The organism is Limisphaera sp. 4302-co, assembly GCF_049537155.1.
Taxonomy (GTDB): domain Bacteria; phylum Verrucomicrobiota; class Verrucomicrobiia; order Limisphaerales; family Limisphaeraceae; genus Limisphaera.
Window position 1 is genome coordinate 143443 of the sequence record NZ_JBMVQZ010000009.1, and the last position, 24379, is coordinate 167821.

The 24379-nt window shown below is 66.8% G+C and carries 21 protein-coding genes and 1 tRNA gene; 16 read left to right on the forward strand and 6 right to left on the reverse strand.

The window, feature by feature from the left end; genetic code table 11:
• Positions 1-29: 29 nt before the first annotated feature.
• From pstA to ACPDIX_RS10485, 3 genes are read right to left on the reverse strand one after another with little or no spacing between them, the layout of a single operon-like run.
• Positions 30-1709 (reverse strand): phosphate ABC transporter permease PstA, encoded by a 1680-nt coding sequence (gene pstA / locus ACPDIX_RS10475; protein WP_423431744.1) that lies wholly within the window; start codon positions 1707-1709, stop codon positions 30-32.
• Between the two features lie 3 nt (positions 1710-1712).
• Entirely contained in the window at positions 1713-4007 is a 2295-nt protein-coding gene (locus tag ACPDIX_RS10480; protein WP_423431745.1) for an ABC transporter permease subunit, read from the reverse strand.
• A 37-nt stretch (positions 4008-4044) separates the two neighbouring features.
• Positions 4045-5028 (reverse strand): PstS family phosphate ABC transporter substrate-binding protein, encoded by a 984-nt coding sequence (locus ACPDIX_RS10485; RefSeq protein ID WP_423431746.1) that lies wholly within the window; start codon positions 5026-5028, stop codon positions 4045-4047.
• A 227-nt stretch (positions 5029-5255) separates the two neighbouring features.
• Here ACPDIX_RS10485 and ACPDIX_RS10490 point away from each other — a divergent pair, with 227 nt between their 5' ends.
• Both ACPDIX_RS10490 and ACPDIX_RS10495 read left to right on the forward strand, forming a co-directional pair.
• Positions 5256-6398 carry an Sb-PDE family phosphodiesterase gene (locus ACPDIX_RS10490; RefSeq protein ID WP_423431747.1) on the forward strand — a complete coding sequence of 381 codons (1143 nt, stop codon included), beginning with the start codon at positions 5256-5258 and terminating at the stop codon, positions 6396-6398.
• A 22-nt stretch (positions 6399-6420) separates the two neighbouring features.
• On the forward strand, positions 6421-7296 hold the full coding sequence (locus ACPDIX_RS10495; protein ID WP_423431748.1) for a TatD family hydrolase: 876 nt from the start codon (positions 6421-6423) through the stop codon (positions 7294-7296).
• On the opposite strand, the gene ACPDIX_RS10500 is transcribed toward ACPDIX_RS10495, so the two are convergent.
• Positions 7212-8009 carry a tRNA threonylcarbamoyladenosine dehydratase gene (locus ACPDIX_RS10500; protein WP_423431749.1) on the reverse strand — a complete coding sequence of 266 codons (798 nt, stop codon included), beginning with the start codon at positions 8007-8009 and terminating at the stop codon, positions 7212-7214. The genes ACPDIX_RS10495 and ACPDIX_RS10500 overlap by 85 nt on opposite strands.
• 434 nt (positions 8010-8443) lie before the next feature.
• On the opposite strand from ACPDIX_RS10500, the gene ACPDIX_RS10505 reads away from it, so the two are divergent.
• The 14 genes from ACPDIX_RS10505 (at position 8444) to ACPDIX_RS10570 (ending at position 22923) form a co-directional block, all read left to right on the forward strand.
• On the forward strand, positions 8444-8950 hold the full coding sequence (locus ACPDIX_RS10505; protein WP_423431750.1) for a hypothetical protein: 507 nt from the start codon (positions 8444-8446) through the stop codon (positions 8948-8950).
• Between the two features lie 54 nt (positions 8951-9004).
• Positions 9005-10753, forward strand: coding sequence for a GspE/PulE family protein (locus tag ACPDIX_RS10510; protein WP_423431751.1), 1749 nt, complete (start codon positions 9005-9007; stop codon positions 10751-10753).
• 10 nt (positions 10754-10763) lie between these two features.
• A complete protein-coding gene (locus ACPDIX_RS10515) occupies positions 10764-12062 on the forward strand; it encodes a type II secretion system F family protein (protein ID WP_423431752.1) in 1299 nt (432 codons plus the stop codon).
• A gap of 24 nt (positions 12063-12086) precedes the next feature.
• Positions 12087-12548 (forward strand): type II secretion system major pseudopilin GspG, encoded by a 462-nt coding sequence (gene gspG / locus ACPDIX_RS10520; RefSeq protein WP_423431753.1) that lies wholly within the window; start codon positions 12087-12089, stop codon positions 12546-12548.
• 33 nt (positions 12549-12581) lie between these two features.
• Positions 12582-13214, forward strand: coding sequence for a pilus assembly FimT family protein (locus tag ACPDIX_RS10525; RefSeq protein ID WP_423431754.1), 633 nt, complete (start codon positions 12582-12584; stop codon positions 13212-13214).
• Positions 13189-13575, forward strand: coding sequence for a type II secretion system protein (locus ACPDIX_RS10530; protein ID WP_423431755.1), 387 nt, complete (start codon positions 13189-13191; stop codon positions 13573-13575). Before ACPDIX_RS10525 ends, ACPDIX_RS10530 begins: the two co-directional genes overlap by 26 nt.
• Positions 13572-14336 (forward strand): type II secretion system protein GspJ, encoded by a 765-nt coding sequence (locus tag ACPDIX_RS10535; RefSeq protein WP_423431756.1) that lies wholly within the window; start codon positions 13572-13574, stop codon positions 14334-14336. Before ACPDIX_RS10530 ends, ACPDIX_RS10535 begins: the two co-directional genes overlap by 4 nt.
• A complete protein-coding gene (locus ACPDIX_RS10540) occupies positions 14333-15745 on the forward strand; it encodes a general secretion pathway protein GspK (RefSeq protein ID WP_423431757.1) in 1413 nt (470 codons plus the stop codon). The genes ACPDIX_RS10535 and ACPDIX_RS10540 overlap by 4 nt, the downstream gene beginning before the upstream one ends.
• Positions 15742-17238 (forward strand): hypothetical protein, encoded by a 1497-nt coding sequence (locus ACPDIX_RS10545; RefSeq protein ID WP_423431758.1) that lies wholly within the window; start codon positions 15742-15744, stop codon positions 17236-17238. The genes ACPDIX_RS10540 and ACPDIX_RS10545 overlap by 4 nt, the downstream gene beginning before the upstream one ends.
• Positions 17235-17780 (forward strand): GspMb/PilO family protein, encoded by a 546-nt coding sequence (locus tag ACPDIX_RS10550; protein ID WP_423431759.1) that lies wholly within the window; start codon positions 17235-17237, stop codon positions 17778-17780. Before ACPDIX_RS10545 ends, ACPDIX_RS10550 begins: the two co-directional genes overlap by 4 nt.
• 305 nt (positions 17781-18085) lie before the next feature.
• Positions 18086-18565 (forward strand): hypothetical protein, encoded by a 480-nt coding sequence (locus ACPDIX_RS10555; RefSeq protein WP_423431760.1) that lies wholly within the window; start codon positions 18086-18088, stop codon positions 18563-18565.
• On the forward strand, positions 18562-20163 hold the full coding sequence (locus tag ACPDIX_RS10560; RefSeq protein WP_423431761.1) for a secretin N-terminal domain-containing protein: 1602 nt from the start codon (positions 18562-18564) through the stop codon (positions 20161-20163). Before ACPDIX_RS10555 ends, ACPDIX_RS10560 begins: the two co-directional genes overlap by 4 nt.
• Before the next feature lie 42 nt (positions 20164-20205).
• Positions 20206-21342, forward strand: coding sequence for a type II secretion system protein GspD (locus ACPDIX_RS10565; RefSeq protein WP_423431762.1), 1137 nt, complete (start codon positions 20206-20208; stop codon positions 21340-21342).
• Between the two features lie 18 nt (positions 21343-21360).
• Positions 21361-22923 (forward strand): sensor histidine kinase, encoded by a 1563-nt coding sequence (locus tag ACPDIX_RS10570; RefSeq protein WP_423431763.1) that lies wholly within the window; start codon positions 21361-21363, stop codon positions 22921-22923.
• Here ACPDIX_RS10570 and ACPDIX_RS10575 read toward each other — a convergent pair.
• Together ACPDIX_RS10575 and ACPDIX_RS10580 are read right to left on the reverse strand one after the other, a co-directional pair.
• Positions 22920-23984, reverse strand: coding sequence for a hypothetical protein (locus tag ACPDIX_RS10575; protein ID WP_423431764.1), 1065 nt, complete (start codon positions 23982-23984; stop codon positions 22920-22922). The genes ACPDIX_RS10570 and ACPDIX_RS10575 overlap by 4 nt on opposite strands.
• Before the next feature lie 93 nt (positions 23985-24077).
• Positions 24078-24154: transfer RNA gene (locus ACPDIX_RS10580), tRNA-Gly, on the reverse strand.
• Between the last annotated feature and the right edge of the window lie 225 nt (positions 24155-24379).

Consider the following 24379-nt stretch of genomic DNA (forward strand, 5'->3'; position numbering starts at 1 on the left):
TGAAACGGTGCTGTTCATCGGCTCAATCCCTAAAAGGCGCCGGTGGCGTACTTCCGGCGGAGATGATTGCGGATCCCGATGGCGGCCAGGTTCAACCCGATCACCAGCCCGAGCAGGAACAGCGTCGTGGCAAAGACCATGGGTTGGGCGGCGTCACTGTCGGGTGACTGAAAGCCGAGATCGTAGATGTGGAATCCGAGGTGCATGAACTTCTGGTCGAGGTGGATGTAGGGGAAGGTGGTGTTGATGGGCAGCTCCGGGGCCAGTTTCACCACGCCCACCAGCATCAGGGGCGCCACCTCGCCCGCGCCGCGCGCCATGGCGAGGATCAGGCCGGTGAGGATGCCCGGCGCGGCTGCCGGCAGGACGACCCTCTGGATGGTTTGCCAGCGGGAAGCGCCACAGGCCAGGGACCCTTCCCGGACGGATCGGGGCACCGCGGCCAGCGCTTCTTCGGTGGCGACCACCACCACCGGCACGGTCATCAGGGCGAGGGTCAGGCTCGCCCAGAGCAATCCGCCGGTTCCGAACGTCGGCGTGGGCAGGCGATCCGCAAAGAACCACCGGTCCACCTGGCCCCCCAGCAAATAAACGAAGAACCCCAGACCGAACACGCCAAACACGATGGAAGGCACACCGGCCAGGTTGTTCACCGCGATGCGTACCGCGCGGGTGAACCATCCCTGCCGGGCGTATTCCCGCAGATAAACCGCCGCCACCACGCCGAACGGCGTGACCGCCAGGCTCATGAGCACGGTCATCACGAACGTGCCGAAAATCGCGGGGAAAATGCCCCCTTCGGTGTTGGCTTCGCGGGGCTCTTCGGACAGGAATTCCCAAACCCGCGCCCCGAAGACCTTCAGGCGTCCCCACCCGCCGAGGTCGTTGGGCGCGTACCAGGAGAGGATCCGGCCGATCGGCACGTGACGCTCGCGACCGTCCGGCAGGCGGCAGACCAATTGGTCGCGGTCCTGCAGCCGGCGCAGCTCACGCGCCTTCGCGGCCAGTTTCTGGTACGCGGCCTCCAACCCGGCCAGGCGGTTGGTGAGCGACTGCCACGGCGTCGCCGCCGGCAGGGCTTCGGGGGGACGGGCCTCGAGTTTCCGGAGTTCGAGGTTGATGGATTCGATCTCGCGGTTGATCCGCCCGATTTCCCGCTTTTCCAGTTGCCGGATTTCGCGCCGGCGTTGCCGGGCCTCCTGGAGCCATTCATCCAGCGTGGAGAAGAATGCCGGGTGCCCGGCCTCCAAGGGTTCCATCCCTGGCCGCAGCAGGGCCACCGGGTAGGCCAGCAAGGGCCCGTATTCTGTGCGTTCGAACCGCACGATCCCCTGGGGCTGGCGAACCTCGAGGATGTCCGCCACGTCCACGTATCGAAACGACTGGCCGTGGACGTCCTTGTTCCCGATGAACAACTGCCACTCGCGGGCCGGCCGGCCCCCGGCCCGGGCGGGTCGCGCCGGGCCCGCCTTGACGCGGTCGCGCACGCGTTCGCCCACGATCACCGTTGGTTCACCCTCTCCACCTGCGGGCCGCAACTTGATTTCCACCACACGGCGTGGCCAGAAGGCTTTCAACCCTTCCACCAGAACCAGGCCGAGTAGTCCGAGGATCATCGCCAGTCCCAGCGTGAGTCCCACGGCGGTGAACCAGACCCAGGATTCACCCGGCAGACGCACACGAGGGAGGAAGGAGGATCGCATGGCCATGGCTCAAACGGTCTTGAACCGCTCCCGCAGGCGTTGGCGGAGCACCTCCGCGGCCGTGTTGATCAGGAACGTGAACACGAACAACAAGAGCGCGCCGAAGAAGAGGGTGCGGTACAAGGTGCCGTGGTGGGGTGCCTCGGGCAGTTCCACGGCCAGATTGGCCGAGAGCGTCCGCATGCCCGAAAACGGGTTGAAACTCAAGATGGGGGTGTTGCCCGTGGCCATCACCACGATCATCGTTTCTCCCACCGCCCGGCCCAGCCCCACCATCAGGGCCGAAAAAATCCCGGCGGCGGCCGTGGGCACCACGATGTAGAGGGCCGTCTGCCAGCGGCTGGCGCCCAGGGCCAGGGAGGCGCTCCGGAGCGTGGCCGGCACGTTCGAGAGAGCATCCTCGGCCAGCGTGAAGATGATCGGGATCACGGCAAATCCCATCATGAAACCCACGACGACCGAGTTTCGCTGCTGGAAATCCGCACCGGTGAACCACGGCCACCACAGCCGGAAATCGGCCACTTTCTGACCCGTGACCGGGTCGGACACGACAAAAAGCCAGCGTTCCATCACCGGCCCCGTCACCCAGCCGATCCAGATGACCAGCAGCAGCACGGGCGCCAGGGCCACGAACTCCCATCCGTTTGGCACGCGCACCCGCCACTGCACGGGCAGCCGCGACCAAACCGCGCCCATGGCCAGGGCCGACAACGGAACCAGCAGGAAGACCAACAGCAGCGACGGCACGCGCGTCTCGATGCGCGGCGCCAGCCAGAGCGCGCCCAGGAAGCCCAGGACCACCGATGGCAGCGAGGCCATCACCTCCATGACCGGCTTGGCCACGTTCCGGAACTTCGGAGGCGCAAATTGCGACACGTACAGCGCGGCCAGCAAAGCCACCGGTACCGCAAACAGCATGGCATAAAACGTCCCTTTCAACGTCCCCACGATCAGCGGCACCATCGAGAGTTTCGGTTCGAACGCGTCCGATCCACCGGTGGACTGCCATTCGTAACGCGGCCCCTCGGCGCCCTCGTACCAGATGCGACCGAAGAACGCGCGCCACCCGGCTTCCGGATGGGGATCGTCCAGGCGCAGCAGGCGGAGCTCGCCGCCGTCGTCCCAGAGCGCAATTCGATCGTACTTGGTGTTGATGGCGCACAGGCGCACGGGCTGGTCCGGGCGGTCCTGCCACCGGATCGCCTCGGTGGTGGCGTAGCAGAGGCGAACCTCGTGCTGGTCCCCGAGCAGAAAGGCCTTGTTTCTCTGGCTGGCGGCGTAGAACCGGGGCGAACCGTCCAGTGGCGGGAAGGTGTGGATGAGACCAAACACGCGGTTGGTCTCCCCGGGCGGCCGGTGCAGGGAAAAGAGGCGGATCCGGCCTTCTGGATTGCCGAGCACCAGGGTCACGTCGCCCAACAGGTAGTCCGCGAGGGTGACCTCGGGACGCGGCCGGTCTTCGAACGGGCGGAAGACCTGACGGAGTTCCAGCCGCGGCCCTTCCCGGTGAAAGTAGAAGATGGACCCCGAGGTCGTGGCGGCCACCACACCGGAGGCGTCTCGGTCCACCACCAACCGTTCCACCCGTCCCGTGAGCTGCGGGGTCAGATCGCAGGTGGCCACCACGCGGATCTGGCCGGTGCCCAGCAGGCCGCGGGTTTGCGTCAGCAGTGCGGCTCGCACCTCCTGCCGGCCGTCCACGTCCTGGGCCACCGCCAGCAGCTTGTCCGTCCCGTTGTCGCCGTAATCCGCCGCCTGCACCGGATGCCCGGACTTGGTCAGCTCGGGGAGCATTTGAATCTCGAGCCGGGGTTCACCCGGCACGGCGTCACCGACGCCCGGCGCGGGAAACCGGATGGACACCCGTTCCAACCTCCCGTCGGCCGTGCCGCAAATGATCTCCTGACGCCCGGGATGATACCGCCAGGTGGTCACCCGCACCGGCTCGTCGTCCCACAAGGAGCGCCTGCCGAGTCGGGTGCCCCGCTCCAGATCGGCAAAATGAATCCAGCCTTGCGGGTCCAGCCAGAACGCCGTCCGACCGTGTTCATCCAGGCCCAGCAACAGTGGGGTTTCTCCCGGCACGGACAGCGCCTGCAAAGGGACGACACGGGCCGACCGGAACAGCGGCAGGACCTGCCAGAGAATGAACACGAAGATCCCCAGCACCGCCGCGATGATTCCCAAGCCGCCCACGGTGATGAACCGGTTCATGAACCGGTCCCACCAGAGCGTGCGCCGCGAGGGTTCGTACCGTCGCGTGGTCTTGCTGGGCTCGGCGGATGTCAGGGGCGGGACGGACATGGACAACGGTGTGGAAAGCGCACGGCGTTCGTGCGGGTCACTCGAGCTTTTTCAACTCCTCCTCCGCCACGGCCGCCGGAAGCGGAAAATACCCGTCCTTGATCACGATTTCCTGGCCGGCACGAGAGAGTACGAAACGAAGGAATTCAGCCGTCAATCGGTCCACGGGTTTGCCCGGCGGTTTGTTGACGTAAATGTAGAGGAAGCGCGCCAGCGGATAATTGCCGTTCAACGCATTTTCCAGGGTGGGCTCGTGTGGCTGGCCGTCCGGTCCCACCAAAGGTACGGCACGAACCCCGCTGGTCTTGTAACCGATGCCGGAGTAACCGATGCCCGCCAGGTCGTTGGCCACCCCCTGTACTACCGAGGACGACCCGGGTTGTTCCTTCACCTCCGGTTTGAAGTCGCCGCCCAGCAGTGCCACCTCCTTGAAGAACCCGTAGGTGCCGGATGCGCTGTTGCGGCCGTACAACGAGACGGGCCGGTTGGCCCATGCACCCGTCAGACCGAGGTCGCCCCAGCGTTCCACCGGTGCCCCGCCGCGCTTGCGGGTGCTGGAGAACAGGCTGTCCACCTGGGCGAGCGTGAGCGATGCGATCGGGTTGTCCCGATGGACGAACACCGCCAAGGTGTCGACGGCCACACGGATCTCGGTGGGTTTGTACCCGAACTTTCGTTCGAACGCGTCGATCTCGGCCCCCTTCATCGGACGGCTCATCGGCCCCAGTTGAGCCGTGCCCTCGATGAGGGCCGGAGGTGCCGTGGACGAGCCCTTGCCCTCGACCTGGATGCGCACGTTGGGGTAGATGGCCTGGAACCCTTCAGTCCAGAAGGTCATCAAATTGTTGAGCGTGTCGGAGCCGATGGAGTTCAGGTTGCCCGACACACCCGGCACGCGCCGGTACTCCGGCAAATCCGGGTCCACCTGGACGGGTGCGGCACACACGCTCCAGGATGTCAAGAGCGCGGCGGCCATGATCGTCACCGGCCATTGTTTCCATCCCAGTTCTCGATTCTTCATGGTATTCCTTTCGCTGCCTGTCTTGAGCCGGCCGGGGCCCTGTCTTGCCAGACCCGGGTGTCGTCCGGCCTTCGAAACTCTTCTTTCCGATTCCAACCTCCCGGACGACCATGACGGGTTTGTGACCGTTGAGTTACGATTCTGTGACGCATCGGCTCGGGCGCGGGCCGGGGGGGCTGCTCCGGCGTTGACCTCGGGGCCAACCAAGGGCAACTTCACCCGTCGTGATGTTCCGGCCCACATCTCTCTGCCTGGTCCTCTGGCTGGTTGCCTGCGGTGGAAGATCGCTTGCCCACGACCGGGCGCGGACGCCGCTGCGGCTGCCTGACCTGCCCAACTTCCTCACGCTGAAATGTGATTTCCACATTCATACCGTCTTTTCGGACGGCAAGGTCTGGCCCGATATCCGGGCCGAAGAGGCCTGGCGCGAGGGGCTCGATGCCATTGCCATCACCGATCACATCGAACATCAACCGCACAAGGACGATCTGCCCACGGCACACAACCGGTCCTACCAGATCGCCCGCAGCCACGGGGAAGCCCTTCGGTTGATGGTCATCCCGGGATCGGAAATCACAAGGGCGATGCCCCCCGGCCACCTCAACGCCATCTTTCTCCAGGACGCCACCCGGTTGGACGTGCCGGATTGGCGGGACGCCCTGGCCGAGGCGCGGCGTCAGGGCGCGTTCATTTTCTGGAACCATCCGGGCTGGCGGGGCCAGCAACCGGACGGCCGCGCCCGCTGGTATCCGGAGCACGACGAGATTCTCGCCAAGGACCAACTCCACGGCATCGAGGTCGTCAACGAACGGGAGTACTACCCGGAAGCCCACGCGTGGTGCCTGGAGAAAAACCTCGCCATGCTGAGCAACTCCGACATCCACAACCCGATGGGCCTCGATTACGACCTGCACGCCGGCGACCGGCGGCCGGTGACATTGGTGTTCGCCCGGGAACGCACCCTCGAGGCCGTCCGGGAGGCGCTCTTTGCCCGGCGCACCGCGGTGTTCGCCGGCGGGCGACTCATCGGAGGGGAGGAACACATGCAACCCCTTTTCCAACGTTCGATCCGGGTGCTGACGCCCGAGGTGCGCGTCCGCGGCACCGGCACCGCCTACGTTCAGATCCAGAACGAGTCCGATGTCACCTACGTCTTCCAACCGCAGGCGGACGATGCCGATCTGTCCTTCCCGGCCGAGGTGCGTTTGCCCGCCGGGCGCGTGGCGCTCCTGGCGGTGCGGGGTCGGAACAAGGAAACCCGCGGTGCGCGCGAGGTCGCGCTGACCGGCCGCGTGACCAACATCCTCGTGCGCCCGGACACGCCGCTGACGGCCACGCTGACCTTCCGCGTGGAGCGGGTGCCGCAGTGACCACTCTGCAGAACCGTCGCGGATGGCTTTCTACGACGCGCACAATCATCTCCAGGACGAGCGCTTCGGGAACCGGCAGGCCGAGTTGTTGGAGCTCTGCCGGCGGGAAGCTGTGGCGGCCATGGTCGTCAACGGGTCCTGTGAAGAGGACTGGCCCGCGGTGGAGGAGCTGGCGCGGCACCATCCGGAGGTCCTTCCCAGCTTCGGATACCATCCCTGGTACATCGGCCGGCGCAGCCCGGTTTGGCTGGAACGGCTGCGGGAACAGGTGGACCGAATCCCCTCGGCCGTGGGCGAGATCGGACTGGACCGCTGGAAACCCGACCTGCCCTACGAGGGACAGGAGGAGGTTTTTCTCACGCAACTTCGTCTGGCAGCCGAACGGAACCTTCCCGCCAGCATCCATTGCCTGCGCGCATGGGGCCGGCTTTACGACCTGTTGCGCTCGCACCCCCGACCCGCCTGCGGGTTCCTCCTTCACAGCTACGGCGGCCCGGTCGAAATGGTGGAACCGCTGGCCAGGCTGGGCGCCTATTTTTCCTTGCCGGGGTACTACGCTCATGAGCGCAAGACCCGCCAGCGGGAGGCGTTCCGGCGGGTGCCGCCCGACCGCCTGTTGATCGAAACGGACGCACCGGATCAACTGCCGCCGCCGGAGCGGATCCGGCATGCCCTGCACGAGCCGGTTACGGGCCGGCCGATCAATCACCCGGCCAATCTACCGGCGGTTTACGCCTTCGCTGCAGAACTGCGCGGTTGGTCCTTGGAAACCCTGATCAGGCGTGTCGAGGAGAATTTCCTCCGGTTGTTCGGTCACGTCTGGCCCGCGAAACTTTCCTCCGCGATCCACCGGACCACGACCGAGGCCACGGCGAACCCGAAGGCACCCGTCACGTAGCAGGCCGTGCCGTAGCCGCTGCGGCAGTCCAGACGCAGGTTGGTGCCCGGAACCGGCCGGGCGCACACGGACCCGTCCGGCGCGGGATAGACCGGCGGCTGGGGCGAGTAGACACACGGCACGCCCATGGGACGACCCGGCCCGCGCGGGAACCCGTGCCGCGACCGCAGCCACTTGCGCGTGGCCTGCAACAGCCGGTCGTGCGTGACGTGTGCCAGGTCTGCCACCCGGATGGCCGTGGGATCGGTCCGCCCGCCTGCACCGCCGGAGCAGACTACGCGAAGCCCTCGCGCCCGGCACGCCGCCACCAGATGGGCCTTCAACGCGGGCCGGTCAATCGCGTCCACCACGGCGTCGTATGGGGCGCCCAGGATCTCCGCGGAGGTCCCGGGAGTATACTGCTTTTGCCAGGGGCGAACCCGGATTTCAGGCTGGATGAGCCGGGCCCGTTCGGCCAGCAGCTCCACCTTGGGTTTTCCGAAGTGGCCCGTGAGGGCGGGCAACTGCCGGTTCACGTTGGTGATGCAGACCTCGTCGAAGTCCACCAAGGTGAGCGCCCCCACACCGGTCCGCGCCAGTGCCTCCACCACCCACGAGCCCACCCCGCCCACGCCGATGATGCAGACGTGGGCCCGGCGCAGCCGCTCCTGCGCACCGGCGCCCAGCAACCGTCGGATCCCGCCGAAACGTGCCTCGTAGTCAGCCGTCACCATCCGGCTCCCATACCCTGCGGCACGCCTGCGGATCAATGCCAAAGCCCGGTCCGCCTCGCAGCAGGCCCCGCGCCGGGCAAGCCGTTGGCCCGGGGCCGGCTCGGTCCTGCTTGTTCCCGACCGGATGGAATCCGCCTACCGGGACGTAACCCGGGTGTGGCGACTGCTCGTACCTTCCCGGGCCGGTTCCCCTGCCGGGGCCGGGGGGCACGCTGCGCAAAAGTTGCACAAGCTCGGGGTGGGCGTGCGCAACGGTTGCGCAGTTGGCGGGTTCGACGGGCCGTTTTTGCCGGACAGGAAGGGTTGGCACGGAAGCGGCTAATGGCGAGGGGGCAAGTCGCGGCCGACACCTCGGGGTGTGGGCCACGCGGATTGTCCGACCGAACCCAGGTTGAGGGTTGATCAACGAAAAAAGAGAAAGCGGTGAGAGGACCATGAAACGACTGATGCGTACGATGATGATGGCCGGTCTGGCGGCCGGTCTGTTGGGCGGGGTGGCCCCTGCGATGGCGCAGGATCGTGGACCCCGGAACTTCGATCCCGAAGAGTTCCGTCAGCGGATGATGGAACGGGTGCGGGAGGAGCTGGAGATCACCGACGACAACGAATGGCGGGCCATCGAACCGCTGGTGAACAAGGTGTTCGAGGCACGCCGCGAGCTGATGGGTGGTCGTGGCTTTTTCGGTCGGCCGCGTCGGGCTGGCGCCGATGGCGGTCCCGGTCGGGGGCCGGCCTTCGGTCAACCGAGTCCGGAGCAGGAGGCTCTGAATCGGGCCATCGAGTCCAAGGCCTCCGCTTCCGAGCTCAAGGCCGCGCTGGCCAAGTATCGTGAGGCGCGCAAGGCCAGGGAAGAGGCCCTGCGCAAAGCACAGGAGGATCTGCGCAAGGTTCTGACGGTGCGCCAGGAAGCCATCGCCGTGGCCAACGGCTGGCTCGACTGACGCGCGCAGGTTCGGGTCGAAGAGGCAAACATCCTCGGACGGATCGGCGGGTCCATGAAGGCGGAACACCGGGAAGCGACGGGTACCGAATCGATCGGCAACGAGTTGCTGGACCGCATGTTGGCGCGGCGGCAGTTGTCGCCCGCCGATGCCCGGTCGTTGCTCGGGCAGATCGAGACCGGTCAGGTCCCGCCGGTCCGCTCCGAGGAGGACGTCCTGCGCTGGTTGGCCCGGGAATACGGGCTGGCCTTCACCACGTTGGAGGAGGTGGAGCCCGACAAGGAGGTTCTGTCGCTTTTCCCGGCCCGTGTGTTGTTGCGGGAGGAACTGCTGCCGCTGCGCAGGGTCAACGGTTTTGTGGAGGTGGCCACCAGCCGGTTGCTGGCCACCCAGGCGCTGGACACCCTCCGGGTCATGACCGGGTTGCGCCTGCGACCGGTCCTGGCCCCCAGCGAGGCCATCCAGCGCGAGATGAAAAAGCGCCTGGGCGTGGGTGCCGACACCATTGACACCCTGGAGGAGGAGGCGCCGTTCCAGGTCGTGGACGAGGAGGGCGAGGAGGAGCCCAACCTCGACGTGGCGGCCGAGGACGCCTCGATCATCCGGTTCGTCAACCAGGTGTTGCGCGACGCCATCGAACTGCGCGCCTCCGACGTGCACCTGGAACCTTTCGAAGACGAACTGCGGATCCGCTACCGGATTGACGGCGTGCTGCAGGAAATCCCCGTGCCCGCCCAGGTGAAACGATTCCAACCGGCGATCGTCTCGCGGGTGAAGATCCTCAGCCACCTCAACATCGCCGAAAAACGCCTGCCCCAGGACGGTCGCATCAAGATCCGGGTGGACGATGCCGAGGTGGACATCCGCGTTTCGGTCATCCCCATGCTGCACGGCGAGGCGGTGGTGATGCGGCTGCTGCGCCAGAATGCCGCCCTGCGCGGCATGCAGGAACTGGGCATGGCCGAGCGCGAACTGCGTTGTTTCCGGCGCGTGCTGGGCCTGCCGCACGGCATCATCCTGGTGACCGGACCCACAGGCAGCGGCAAGACCACCACTCTCTACACCGCGCTCCAGGAGATCAACGACGCCTCCCGCAAGATCATCACCATCGAAGACCCGGTCGAGTACCAGCTCAAGGGTGTCAACCAGATCCAGGTCTCCGAGAAGGCGGGACTGACGTTTGCACGCGGATTGCGCTCGATTTTGCGGCACGACCCGGACGTGATCCTGGTGGGCGAGATCCGTGACACCGAGACGGCGCAGATTGCCGTGCAGGCATCGTTGACGGGTCACCTGGTGTTCTCCACGCTGCACACCAACGACGCCCCGGGCGCCGTCACCCGACTGGTGGACATGGGCGTGGAACCCTATCTCGTGGCCTCGTCGTTGGAGGCCGTGCTGGCCCAGCGGCTGGTCCGCGTGTTGTGCGGGCATTGCAAGCAGGTGGACGATTCACCACCCACACAGGCGTTCAAGGCGCAGTTGGGTTGGCCGGAGGATCTACCGGTGTACCGGGCCGTGGGCTGCCGGGAATGCCGGCAAACCGGGTACTTCGGCCGGCACGCCATCTTCGAGTGGATGGACGCCACGCCGGAGATCCGTTCGATGGTGTTGAAGCGCTGTTCGGCCGACGAGATCCGGGTGGCGGCGCGCAAGGCTGGCATGCGGACCCTGGCCGAGGACGGCTGGCGGCTGGTCCGCATGGGGATCACCACCCCGGAAGAGGTTCTCCGGGTGACCAAGGACCAGAGCCTGCTGGGCATTGACGTGACCGTGGCCGAACGCCTGGGCGCCGCCTCGTGAAGCGGACCGCATGGCAAGATTTCAATACAAGGCACTGCAGGCAGACGGTCGGATCGTCGAGGGCGAGCTGGAGGCCGGCGGTCGCCAGGAGGCCTTTCGCCAGATCGAAAGCCGCGGCTGGCGCCCGATCCGGCTGACCCAGCAGACCGACGGAACCAACGGCCGGGCCCGTCCCCGGCCGAAGGGCAACGGGCAGGCCCGCGCCGAGGCCGCGCCGGTCGCACCGGCGGCCCCGGCACCCGGATGGCGCCTGCCCTGGAGCGGCTCCAAGAAGGTGGGCGCCCGGGCGTTGGAGAACTTCACCCGGCTGCTCTCCAGTCTGCTGGCGGCAGGTGTGCCCCTCAGCCGTGCCCTGGTGATCCTGCAAAAAGAGACCGCCCACCCGGCGGCTAGGGAACGCTGGAAGGAAATTCATGACCGCGTGGTGGACGGGATGTCCCTGGCCGACGCCATGGCCCAGATGCCCGATGTCTTCCCCCGCGTGTACGTCGCCATGGTGGAGGCGGGTGAGACCGGCGGGTTTCTCGACCTGGTCCTGGCCCAGATCGCCGATTTCCAGGCGCGCGAAAAGGAAATGCGAGCCAAGCTGATGTCCGCGCTCTTGTATCCGAGCATCCTGCTGGTGCTGGCCCTGGGCGTGCTGGTGTTCCTGCTGGTCTATTTCATTCCCCGCTTCACCACCCTGTTCGCCGGATTCGGCGGGCAGTTGCCGGCGCTGACCCGGGCAATCGTGGCGGTGAGCGATGCTTTCCGGTCGTACGGACTGGTGGTGCTGGCACTGGCGGTGGTGAGCGTGGTGACGTTGCGACAGTGGCTGGTCTCACCCGCCGGACGCCGCGTGTGGGAGGGATTCATTCTCAAGGTGCCCGGTTTGGGACGGCTGGTGGCGCAGTACGCCATGGCGCGGTTCTGCCGGATGCTGGGTACGCTGCTGGCCGCCGGCGTTCCGCTGATCCAGGGCCTCCAGGTGGCGCGACGTTCACTGGGCAACCAGATCCTCGTGGACGCCGTGTCAGGGTCCATCGACCGCGTCAAGGAGGGTCAGGGCCTCGGCAACAGCCTGCGAGATTGTCCCATGCTCTTTCCGGGATCGGTGCTGGAAATGATCACCGTGGCCGAGGAGAGTGGCCGGCTCGACCAGGAACTGACGCGCATCGCCAACACCACCGAGGCGGACCTGGACCGTCAACTCAAGCTGGCCGTCTCCATGGCCGAACCGGTGATGCTGTTTCTCATCGCGGGATTTATCGGGATCATTTTCATCGGGATGGTCCTGCCCATCTTCACCCTGCAGGACTACATCCGGTGAGACGGTGGACCGGTATTGCGACTCATGAAAACCAAAATGACGGAACGACGCTGGGACCGGGGAGCCCGGGGCGGGTTCACCCTGGTGGAACTGTTGTTGGTGCTGGTCATCCTGGGGACCTTGGCGGCGATCGTGCTGCCGAAGTTCGCCGGCCGGACCGAGCAGGCCCGGATCACCGCGGCACGCACGCAGTTGGCCGCATTTGCCACCGCGTTGGACGCGTTCGAGGTGGACAACGGGTACTATCCCAAGGGCAGCGACGGGTTGAAGGACCTGATCATCCAGCCGCGGGATGCCCCCAACTGGAAGGGGCCCTACCTCCGCCAGAACGAAATCCCCCTCGATCCCTGGGGCCGCCCCTACATCTACGAGTGTCCCGGCCGACACAACCCCAACGGCTACGACCTGATGTCCATGGGCCCGGACGGCCAGCCCAATACAGACGACGACATCACCAACTGGAGCACCGGCTCCACAGGCCGGTGACCGACGCCCATGACACTCCGCCTGCCAAGTCCCGTGTGCCGATGGAATCCGCCCGGGAAACCAGCTCCCGGCGGCACGGCACCCGGTCTGCCTGTTGGCTGGCTGGCGGGGTTCACGTTGATCGAGCTGATCCTGGTCATGGCCGTGCTGGCCACCGTGTTGGCCGTGGCCGCTCCCTCACTTTCCCGCTTTTTCCAAGGGCGCAAGGTGGAGGAGGAAGCGATGCGATTCCTGGCGCTGACCCGTTACGCACAGAGTCGGGCGGTGGCCGAAGGTGTCCCCATGCTTTTGTGGATCGACACCGGGGCGGGCCGCTACGGGTTGCAGGCGGAATGGACCTGGCAGGAGGCCGACCCGCGCGCGCTCGAGTATGCGATGGATCCGAGTGTGCGGGCGGAGGTGGAACCCGCAGCCGTGACGCGCTCGCCCGCGGATCTGTCGGCCGCGGCATGGGCGCAGGTCTTTCGCACCCTGGAAGGGCAAACGACTCCGGACCGTTACGTGTTGCGTTTCACGCCGGACGGCCTGCCGGGGCCGCTCAGCCCCGAACGCATCCGGTTCGTCCAGGAAACCGACACGGGCGAAACCGTGGCGGTGGTGCGTCGGAATCGCAACCGCCTGGCGTACGAGCTGGAAACCTATGAAGTGCCGGACGCACAGCGTTGAAAGGCGCGCCGGTTTCACACTGGCGGAAGTTCTGGCCGCGCTGGTGTTCATGGCCATCGTGATCCCGGTGGCCGTGGAAGGACTGCACGTGGCCACCCGCGCCGGACAGATGGGACTCCGCCGGACCGCCGCCGCGCGCGTGGGCGAGCGGGTCCTTCAGGAACTGGTCGCCACCGGCCAGTGGCGGCGCGGCTCCCAGAGTGGCGAGGTGGCCGAGGGCACGGAGGTGTACCGTTGGGAAAGCCGGCTGGATTCCTGGCAGCAGGGGGCCCTGCGGGTCCTGACCGTGCGCGTGACCTTCCCGCTGCAGGGCCGGGAATATGCGGTGAACCTCAGCACCTTGGTGGACGCCAGCCAATGAAGGCACCCGTCAAACGCGGCCCGTTACCCATCCGGTATCATGCCCCGCCACGGGGCCGGAACCGGCGCGGCCGAGCCTTCACGTTGCTGGAGTTGTTGATCGCCGTCTCCGCTTTTGCCGTCGTTCTGATCGCCATCCACGGCGTGTTCTTCGGGGCGGTGAGACTCCGGGGCCGGACGGAGGCCACGGTTGAACAAGCCGGTCCGGTCGAACTTGCCGTGGCACGGTTGCGGCGGGACCTGCAGAACCTTGTCCCGCCGGGCGGCACGTTTTTCGGTCCGTTGCAAAGCGAGGGACAGCGGACCAACGCCGGTCCGGATCTGCTGGTCGGTCTGGGCGCCCGCCGGGTCAGCCCGGACTTTTACACCGCCAGCGGCATCGTGGACGCCTTCCACCCGTGGGGAGACGTTCAGGTCGTGGCCTACGGGCTGATGAATCCCACCAACCGGTCCGAGGGCTGGGAACTGGTGCGCGCCGTGACGCGGAACCTGTTGGCGCCCCGACCGGAACCGCCCGAGCTGGAGTTTCTGTTGGACCGCGTGGAGGAGGTGCGCTTCGAGTATTTCGACGGATCGCAGTGGCTCCCCACGTGGGACTCGACCCTCCAGCCACAGGTCCTTCCGCTGGCCATTCGGGTGCGGATCGCCCGCCTGCCGGACAGGCAGACCGGAATCGAGCCGGCTCCGCTGGAGATGGTGGTGCCGGTCTGGGTCCGGCCCCTCACCAACAACGTCACCGCTGCGGAGGCTCAGGGCGCATGACGCTGCCACGATCCCATTCCCATCCCATCGCGCCCCGGCACGGATCCGTCCTGATCATCGTGCTGTGGGTGGCGTTCGGGCTGGTGACTCTGGCGCTCTATTTCGCCTCCAACATGAGCTTGAACCTGCGTGCCTCCGACCATCGCGTGGCCGGTTTGCAGGCCGAGCTGGCCATCGAGGGCGCGATGCTCCACGTGAGCAATCTGCTGGCGCAGGTGGAAGCCCCGGGCTGGCCACCGGACCTCTTCCCCCAGGATTGCGAAGACGTGCCGGTGGGCGAAGCCCATTTCTGGCTCCTGGGACGCAGCGACGAGGCCTGGTGGGGCGATACGCCCGCCTTCGGGCTGGTGGACGAGGCGTCCAAGCTCAATCTCAACACCGCCACCCTCGAGATGCTCGAACGACTCACCAACCTGGTGCTCTATCCCGAAGTGGCCGCCGCCATCGTGGACTGGCGCGATGCCGACAGCGAACCCGAGCTCAACGGTGCAGAAGACCAGGTCTACCTGCGGTTGAACCCGCCCTACCGCTGCAAAAACGCCCCGTTCGAAACCGTGGAGGAACTCCGCATGGTCCGCGGCGTGACCATGGAACTGCTCTACGGGGAGGACGCCAACCTCAACGGCGTACTCGACCCCAACGAAGACGATGGCGATGCGACCCCGCCCCGCGACAACCGGGACGGCCGCCTGCAACCGGGCCTCTGGGAGTATGTGACCGTCTTCAGTCGGGAGTCCGGCCTCAACCGAACCAACGTCAACGAACCGGAGTCGCTCGCCCAACTGCTCCAGAGTCAGTTCGGTGCCGAACGCGCCAACCAGATCCTCACCCAGCTCAGTCTGGGCGCCGGCCCGGGCGGACCCGGCGGTCCGGGCGGCGGCGCCCCGACCGGTTTCACCAACCTCATGGAATTCTACATCCGCAGCGGAATGACCCGGGAAGAGTTCGACCAGGTCTATCCCTGGCTCACCACCACCAACGGCGTCGTCGAGGGCCTCATCAACGTGAACACCGCGCCGGAACCGGTCCTCGCCTGCATCCCGGGCATCGACACCGACGGCGCGGCCGCCCTGGTGGCCTACCGCCTGGGCCGGCAGGATCGCCGCTCTTCCCTGGCATGGGTGGTGGAGGTCCTGGGACGGCAACGCGCCCTGCAGGCCGGACCATGGCTGACCGCGCGCAGCGCCGTTTACAGCGCCGACGTCGTCGCGCTCGGCCGGCAGGACCGCGGTTACCGCCGGGTCCGCATGGTCTTCGATGTCAACGACGGCCTCCCACAGGTGCGGTATCGCCAGGACCTGACCCACCTCGGTTGGGCCCTGGGCCCGCGCCTCCGGCAGGCATTGGACGAAATGCGACAGATCCGGGCGCGCACCGACGCATGGCGCAACCCGGCCACTTTACCATGAAAGATTCCCATCCATTTTGGACTCGCATCGCGGGCGCGTGGCCCGGGCAATGGGCCGGTTGGTGGGAAACCCGACGCGGGATCCCGCGCCGGGTGTTGGGGCTGTCGCTGGAAGGCGGCCAGCTCGAGGCCGCCGTGGTCGAAAGCGCCAACGGCAGCCTGGCCGTCACCCAGACGGCCCGGGCCTCACTGGCGCTGGATCCGCTGACGGCGGAACCCGAGTTGATGGGACGCGAGATCCGGCAGCACCTGGACGCCGCCGGCATCCGCACCCGGCTCTGTGTCTTTGACCTGCCACTGGAACACGTGCTGGCCCTTTCGCTCCCGTTGCCGGACCTGCCGGAAGAGGATCAGCAAAGCCTGATGCTCCTGGAAGCTGAGCGGACGTTTCCTCATTCCCTGGACGAACTCCGCCTGGCCACGAGCCGGTTTGCCCTCGCCGGCGGCGGATGGCACGGGATGGTGCTCGCCATCAGCCGCGAACGGGCCGAGCGTTACGAGGCCGCCCTGCAAGCCGCCCAATTGCGGCTCTGGAGCGTTGCGCCCGGTTTGTGTGCCCTGGATCCTGCCGACGCCGAAACGGCCCCGGGTTGGGTTGCCCTCTGGCCCGTGGCCGACCGCGTCCAGATGCAGATCTGTGCCGGTGGCGCCCTGCACGTGCTGCGGACCGTGGAGGGCGTTTTCGAGTGGGAAGGCCCCGCGCGCGTGCTGCAGGCGGAGGAACTCTGGCGCGAGATTCGACTGAGCCTGGCCCAACTGCCGCCGGAATGGCAGACGCAGGTGAATCGAATCCGCGTGTGGGGCCGCAGCGAACCGGCCACCGAAGTGACTGAAAAACTCGGCAGCCTGTTGGGCCCGCGCGGATTCCAAGTGGAACAGATCCGGTCCCTGCCGGGGCGACTCTGGGGCCGGACGGTCCCGGACGGCCTGGCTCCATCGGTCACGGTTGCACTGGCCGCGCGCGCCCTCGCAGGGGAACGGGCGCGGTTTGAGTTTCTCCCGCCCCGGACCACGGCCTGGCAAAGGATTCGCAACCGGATGGCCTCGCGCCGATGGGCGACGGCCGGCCTGGTGACAGGAGGCGTGCTCGGACTCCTCGCAGCGGCCTTTCTGGTCCAGCAGATCCAGCTCTGGTACTGGGAAAAGCAGTGGCGCCAGATCGAGGCGCGCGTACGGGAACTGGAAACCATTCAGGCGGGCATCCGGCAGTACCGCCCGTGGTTCGACGAATCGTTCCGCAGTCTGGCGGTTCTCAAACGCCTCACCGAGGCCTTCCCGGAAGACGGCAGCCTTTCGGCCCGGACCGTGGAGATTCGCGACAACGGCCGCGTGGTTTGCACCGGCACGGCCCGTGACCAGGCGGCCCTGCTGCGGGCACTGGACCGGTTGCGCGCCTTTCCCGAGGTGCGCAACGTCCAGGTCGAACAGATGCGGGGCAACGCACCCATGCAATTCACCTTCAACCTCCAGTGGGGGGAGGGAACCGGCTCATGAACCTGACCCAACGCCAACAATGGCTCCTGCTGGCCGCCGTGGCCGCCGTGGGACTGCTGGTGGCCGACCGCTTCGTGCTCACGCCGCTGGCGAGGTCGTGGAAGGAACGCTCCGAACGGATCGTCCAGCTCCGCGCCCGGGTCCATCAAGGCCGCCTGTTGCTGGACCGCGAAGCCTCCTTGCGGGCCCGCTGGCAGAACATGCTTGCCAACCTCCTGCCGGCCGAGCCGTCTCAGGCCGAGGCCAGACTCCTGGGTGCGGTCGAACGTTGGGCCGCCGTCAGCCAGGTCACCGTCACCTCGGTGCGTCCGCAGTGGCGTCGCGCCGCCGACGAAGCCCCCGTGCTCGAATGCCGCGTGGACGCCTCCGGCAGCCTGGCCGCTCTCACGCGGCTGCTTTACGAAATGGAGCGGGACGCCCTCGCAGTGAAGGTGGACCAGTTGGAATTGACCGCGCGCGACGACACCGGCAGTCAACTGGCCCTGGGCCTGCAGGTCAGCGCCCTGGTCTCCAACGCCGTCCCGAGGATGGCACGCCGATGAACCAAGCAGATCGAACAACGCAAGAAGTGGGCCGCCGCATTGCCTATCTGCGGATCGGCCGGGCTCTCCATGCAGCGCGGCGGCGAATGCTCCCGGCCGCGCTGCTGGCAAGTGTTCTCTCGTGGAGCGCGAGCCTCCTGGTGGGCCAGGAACCACCCGCCCCTGCCGAGGCGCCCGCGGCAACAGTGGCGCCTGGTTCCCAGGCCGGAGCCCGAGCGGAAGCCGTGCCGGGTGAGCCCGCGCCGACAGTCCGGGACGTCTCCCCCCGTCCCGGCCCCGCAGACCTCAGCGCATTCCGAATCATCGTGGACCGCAACATCTTCAATTCCACCCGTTCCGGCGGGCGGCCTGCTCCCGCGCGAATCACCCGTCGTCCGGCACGTGTGGACACCATTGCCCTGGTGGGCGTGCTGGAGAACGGATCGGACCAAATCGCCTTTTTCGACGGTTCGAACCCCGATTACCGCTGTGGGGTGCGGCCCGGGCAGACGGTGGCCGGGTTGACCGTGCAGGAAATCCGGTTCGACAAGGTGTATCTTGCCGGGGACACCCAGCGCTGGGAGCTGCCCGTCGGCCGTGCCCTGCGCCGGGAGGAAAACGGGCCGTGGGAGCTCTCCGAAGCCGTGGGCTTGCCCCTGGCCGCCTCCTCCGGCAGTGGCAACGGCGGTCGGCTCGATTCCAACCCGGATGCGCGTGCGGTTTCCTCCGGTTCTTCGGGACCCGGCGGGGCCGCCGACGAGATCTTGCGAAAACTGATGGAACGGCGAGCGAGGGAGGAACAATGAAAACACTCACAGCAATCCTTGGCCTGGTCGGCCTGCTCCTGAGCACCAGGCTGCAGGCCCAGCAAACGACAAACCTTCCACCCACGGCCCCGGCCACGCCCGAGGCTGGATCCAACCCCGCCTCCGGCCCGGGGGAAACGTTGACCCAGGCAGCCACGGCCGCCACAGAGGCCCAAACCGCCGGGCCGGCCGGGCAGACCGAACCCGACATGCAGGTCTCACCGCCGCCAACCCACGTGGTGGCCGAGGGCGAACGCGGGTTGCGCCTCAACTTCCGCAACGCACCCCTCGAACTCGTGCTCAATTACCTGAGCGAAGCCGCCGGGTTCATCATCATCCCGGAGGTGGACGTCAAGGGGCGGGTGGACGTTTGGAGCAACCAACCGCTGACCAGGGACGAGGCCATCGACGTGTTGAACCGCGCGCTGGCCCGCAACGGTTACGCCGTCATCCGCGACGGCCGCACCCTCACCGTGGTCACGCGCGAGGAGGCACGCAAACGCGATATCCCGGTCCGCCGGGGCTCCGACCCGGAGGCCATCCCCAAGGACGATCAGATCGTCACCCAGATCATCCCGGTCCGCTTCATCAACGCGGTGCAGCTCAGCCGGGATCTCGCACCGCTCATCCCCGAGACCGCCACCGTGGCCGCCAACGAAGGCGGCAATGCCCTGGTCGTCACCGATACTCAGGCCAACATCCGGCGCCTGGTCGAGATCATCAAGGCACTGGACACCAGTGTGTCGGCCCTCTCGGTCGTCAAGGTGTTCCCGCTGCGTTACGCCGATGCCAAGACCGTGGCCAACGTGTTGCGGGAGGTCTTCGCGGACGAGAGTTCCACCGCCCGCGGCCTGGATCCACGCGCGCGGTTCTTCGCCTTCATGCGCGGCCGCGGCGGAGGCGGCGAGGACGGCCAACAGTCCAACGAGGGCCGACCCGGGGCCAGCCGCGTGGTTGCCACGGCCGATGAACGGAGCAATTCGCTGGTGGTGAGCGCACCCGAGGATCTCATGCCCACCATCGAGCAACTGGTGGCCGCGGTGGACGTGGACGTGGAGGATCTCACCGAGATCCGCGTCTTTCCGCTGCGGCATTCGGATCCCCAGGAAATGGCCGACCTCATCACCAGCCTCTTCCCCGATGAAACGCAGCAAAACACGACCACCGGTCCGCGTCGGTTCTTTGGGCCCGGCCGCTTCCCGCCGGGTTTCCCCGGCGCGAACAACAACACGCCGAGCGAGCGCGTCCTCAAGCAGAGCCGCGTCATCGCGGTGGCCGATCTGCGCACCAGCTCCGTGGTGGTCACCGCCTCGCGCCAGCTCATGCCGCAGATCGCTGCCATGATCGAACAACTCGACGGCAACCCCGCCCGCAAACAGAAGGTCTTCGTGTACGAACTGCGAAACGCCGAACCCGGCCGCGCCGAGGAAATCCTGCGCGAGTTGTTCGAAGGCCAGAACACACGGCGTACGTCGTCCACAAGCCAGGATCGGACGGCATTGGAAGCCCGGCAGGAGCAGATGATCAACCAACAGAACTTCAACCAGGGCTTTGACTTCCAGGGTGGCGGCGCCGTCCGAGGTCAGGGCATTCGCTGAGCCGCGGGGCACAGCATCCGTATGAACCGTAGGTACACCGCCATGAGAGAGTCGACACGAATCATTCGTTTCGGGGTTGCCCTCCTGCTGTTGGGGGTCACGATCCAACTGTGGGCACAGGCCCAGCCGCGCGCCACCACGCGCACCACGACCGCTCGGGCCGCCGGGGCCGGCACCCGGGCCGGCACATTGGGCTATCCGAGCCCCACCGAGGTGGGCGAGGCGCTGGTGACCGCCGACCCCGAGAGTCGTCGTCTCATCGTGATCACCGACGAGGAAACCGCCGCAGCCGTCAGCCAGGTGATCTCCAACCTGGACCGTCCCAAGCCGCAGGTCCTCATCAAGGTCACGTTCCTGGAGGCCACCTACCGCGACGGCCTGGATTTCGGCATCCAGGGCAGTCGCAACCGGAACATCGGCCGCAACACCACCATGACCGTCGAGCAGGCCTTCCGCGCCCTGACCGGTGGACCCACCAGCGGCGCCTTCAACTTCGGACTGCTCGGTTCCGACTGGGAGGTCACCCTCCGCGCCATCGCGGAAAACGGCAAGCTCGAGGTGCTTTCCCGGCCCACCATCCTGGCCCGCAACAACCAGCAGGCCACCATCGTCGTGGGACAACAGGTTCCCCTGATCACCGCCACCCGCTACGACAACTTCGGCAACCAGATCAACTCCATCACCTACGAAAACGTGGGCATCATCCTGCGCGTCACACCGTTCATCACCTCGGACGACATGGTGGAGATGATCATCTCACCGGAGATTTCGGCCCTTTCCGAACAGAGCGTGGCCATCGCCAGCGGCACCAACGCGGCCGCCGCCGCGCCGGTCATCAACATCCGGTCGGCCGACACGGTGGTCGTCACCCCCAACGGCCACACCGTCGTCATCGGCGGCCTCATGCAAAAGAGCAAAATGGCCACCCAGAGCAAGGTGCCCATCCTCGGCGACATCCCGCTCCTGGGAAACGCGTTCAAGCGCCGGGTCGAAAACGATGCCAAGACCGAGTTGTTGATCTTTCTCACCCCCTACATCGTGAAGTACCCGGAGGACCTGGTGAACGTCTCCGATCGCGAGCGCATGAACTCGGAAACGCTCCCCGGAGCGTTCAATGAACCGGAGCTGTACCGGTTTCTCGACAGTTTACCCGTCAAATCCGGCGGGCCCGGGCGGTAAACTCCGAGGATCCGCCTCATGCATCCGATCCGGCAAAGCCGTTGGGTTTATGCTCTGCTGATCCTGGTCTGGGCGGCCCTGATGGCCTGGCAGTGGGGCGAGCACCTGCGCGTGCGACAGAACGCGCGCCAGGCCCTCATCCGCCGCGCGCAGGACATCTCCACCACCCTGGGCGTCGTGCTGCGCTCCCAGCGGAGGTTCGGCATCATACCCAAGGACCGCCTCGAATCCACCCTCCAGGAGCTGGTCAAACCAGACGAGTTGATGGGCGTGGCCATGCTCAACGCCGCCGGGGAGGTCGTCGCCTCCGCCGGCCAGCCCATTGACGTGGACCTGCGCGGGCTGGTCCCCACCGGCCAGCACTGGGGCCCGAATTTCGTGGCCCTGATGAACCTGGTGGACCTGGGCGCCAACCTCACCAGCGAACCGGAACCGGAGCCCCCCACGTTGGTGCTGCCCCGGGAGGAACTCCCGCCGTTCGGACGCGACCGCGCCCGGCCGCCCGAGGACGGCCCCCGCCCGGGACCACCCCCGCCCGAGCCCGGCACCCGGGAGGTTCGCCCGCCCGAAGGTCCGCCCCCGCCGGACGGAGTCAAACGCGAGGACCGGAACGACCGGGACGAAGACCGGTTTCGCGGCCGGCGATCGCGCGATCGGCGGCCGCCATTCGGCCGCCCGTTCTGGATGAGCGAGGAAGAGTATCAGGAGGCGATCCAACGACAGGGCCTCCACAGTTTTGTCATCCTGCTTTCCACCGAGGCCATGATCCAGCGGTGCCGCCAGGACCTCTGGCAACGCACGATTCTGGCATTTTTCGTCACGTTGACCACGGTCGCCTTCGCCCTCGCATGGCGCAGTCTCCTCCGGACGGCCGATCTGGAGGTCCGGCTGGCCCGTGCCGCGGCTGTCAACCGCCAGTTGCAGGAAATGAGCGTGGTCGCCGCGGGGCTTGCCCACGAAACCAAGAACCCACTCAACGTGATCCGCACCACCGCCCAGTTGCTGGCCCAGGATGCCTCCCTCCCGGAAGGCCCGCGCGCCAGAGCCCGGCAGATCATGGAGGAAGCCGACCGCGTCACGGCGCAACTCAACGAGTTCATCAACTACTCGCGCCCGCGCGAGGTCCGGCGAACCGCCGTGCCCCTGGGCAGGGTGATGGTGGAGCTGCGGCGCACTTTGGCGCCCGATTTGGAAGACAAGCAGATCCAACTCCGTGTGGACGAGAACCTGCCCACCGTGGAGGCGGATGAACCGCTGCTGCGGCAGGCGCTTTTCAATCTTCTGCTCAACGCCGTGCAGGCCGTCCCGCATCAGGGCCACATCGAGGTGGCGGCCGTGCGACTGGGCCCGTCTCAGATCGCACTGGAGATCCGCGACGACGGACCCGGCGTGCCGCCCGAACACCGCAGCGAGATCTTCAAGCCTTATTTCACGACGAATCCGAAAGGGTCCGGCCTCGGGCTGGCCGTCGTCCGGCAGATCGTGCTGGCCCACGGCTGGGACATCGAGTACGTGCCCAACCAGCCACGGGGCGCCATCTTCCGCATGGCGCCCATCCGCGTGCTCGGAGCGACCGCCTAGGGAGCCACCCCACCGCCCGCAGCCCGCGCGTGGGCCCATGCCCGGAGGTCGAACAGAAAAATCCCGTGGCCCACACCCGCGGCGTCCTTCGAGCGCGCCAACTGAAAGGCAATGAACCGGCCGTCGTCCCGGACCACGGGGTTGGATGCCTTGTACCCCGGGTAATCACTGAAAAAGGTCAGACGTTCGTAGCGGCCACTGCCGTCCAGTTCGAGTCGCCAGATGTCCACCGCACCGGGGCCGCGCCGGTTTTGCCGGTCGCATTCCACCAGTGTGGCACGGCCGTCGGGGTAAATGCCCTCCGGTTCGTCGTATTGATCCGGTGCGTTGGAGTAGTTGGTGACCGCGCCCGTCTCCAGGTTCACCCCGCACACCTCGGTTCCCTGATAACCGTAGGCGCTGAAAATGAGTTCCTTCTCGTCGGGCGGACGGAAATTCTGCGTCTCCAGCGTGCACCGAAAAGGCAGGTCCCGGCTGTCCAACACAAGACGCCGGTTCACCAGCCGGGGACGACCGCCCTCGTACGCCAGGTCGGCCTCCCAAATCCGGGACGTCCCCGGCGGCATTTCATCGGGGTACTGCGCCGCCACGTGCGTCCATGCCAGGTGGAGTCGCCGCCGCGAAACGGCCGGGCCCTCGCTGCACTTGGTGCCCAGCGGGACCGGCGGCGCCTCCACCCGAGGGTTCAACACGTACAACCAGCACTGCACCCGCGCTTCACCGGGCTGGCGGGGATCAAACGTCTCGGGCCCCGACAGCAGCACGTCACCGTTGGCCAGATACAAGGCCCGCGTGTAGCCGTGGTGCGAATAGTGTGCCGTCAGGTTCCGGATCCGTCCCGTCTCCAGCTCCAGCTCCATCGCGTCGCCAAACGTTTTGGAAAGAAACAGGATCCGTTTGCCGTCGGGCGACCAGTCGGCGCGTTCGCCGAACCAGGTCAGTTGCCGGATGTGCGGCGGCAGGTGATCGGCCGGACTGCCCAAACGGACCGGCTCCGCCGATTCCGACCCGCCCCTCGAGGGGACGCCCCCCGCCAGCAGCAGGGCAAGGACCACTGGCAAACCCGACCATGCGGGCCTGCACCTTCGACCAGAGCGGAAAACACGGAGACAATTACCTGAAAGGTTCATGGGGCCGGATCCGGACAAAAAAATTGGAGCGAGCGAAGGGATTCGAACCCTCGACATTCACCTTGGCAAGGTGACGCTCTACCAGGCTGAGCTACGCTCGCTTCCTCAAACAGCCGCCTCTACTTTAGCGCGGCCGGCGCAAGATGCAAGCCCTCTTTTGACGATCTGCCGAAAGCCGTCTGCCTGGCCGAAGAAGACTCCCCGCCTTCTCATTTGTGCCCGGGACGAGAATGTGGTCTCCCTGCCATTCAATGCCGGACTCGGCACCGCGGTCAGTCCCGTTGCGTTGGCCAGAGCTCTCCCAACATGCCCAAAACCAGGGCCGG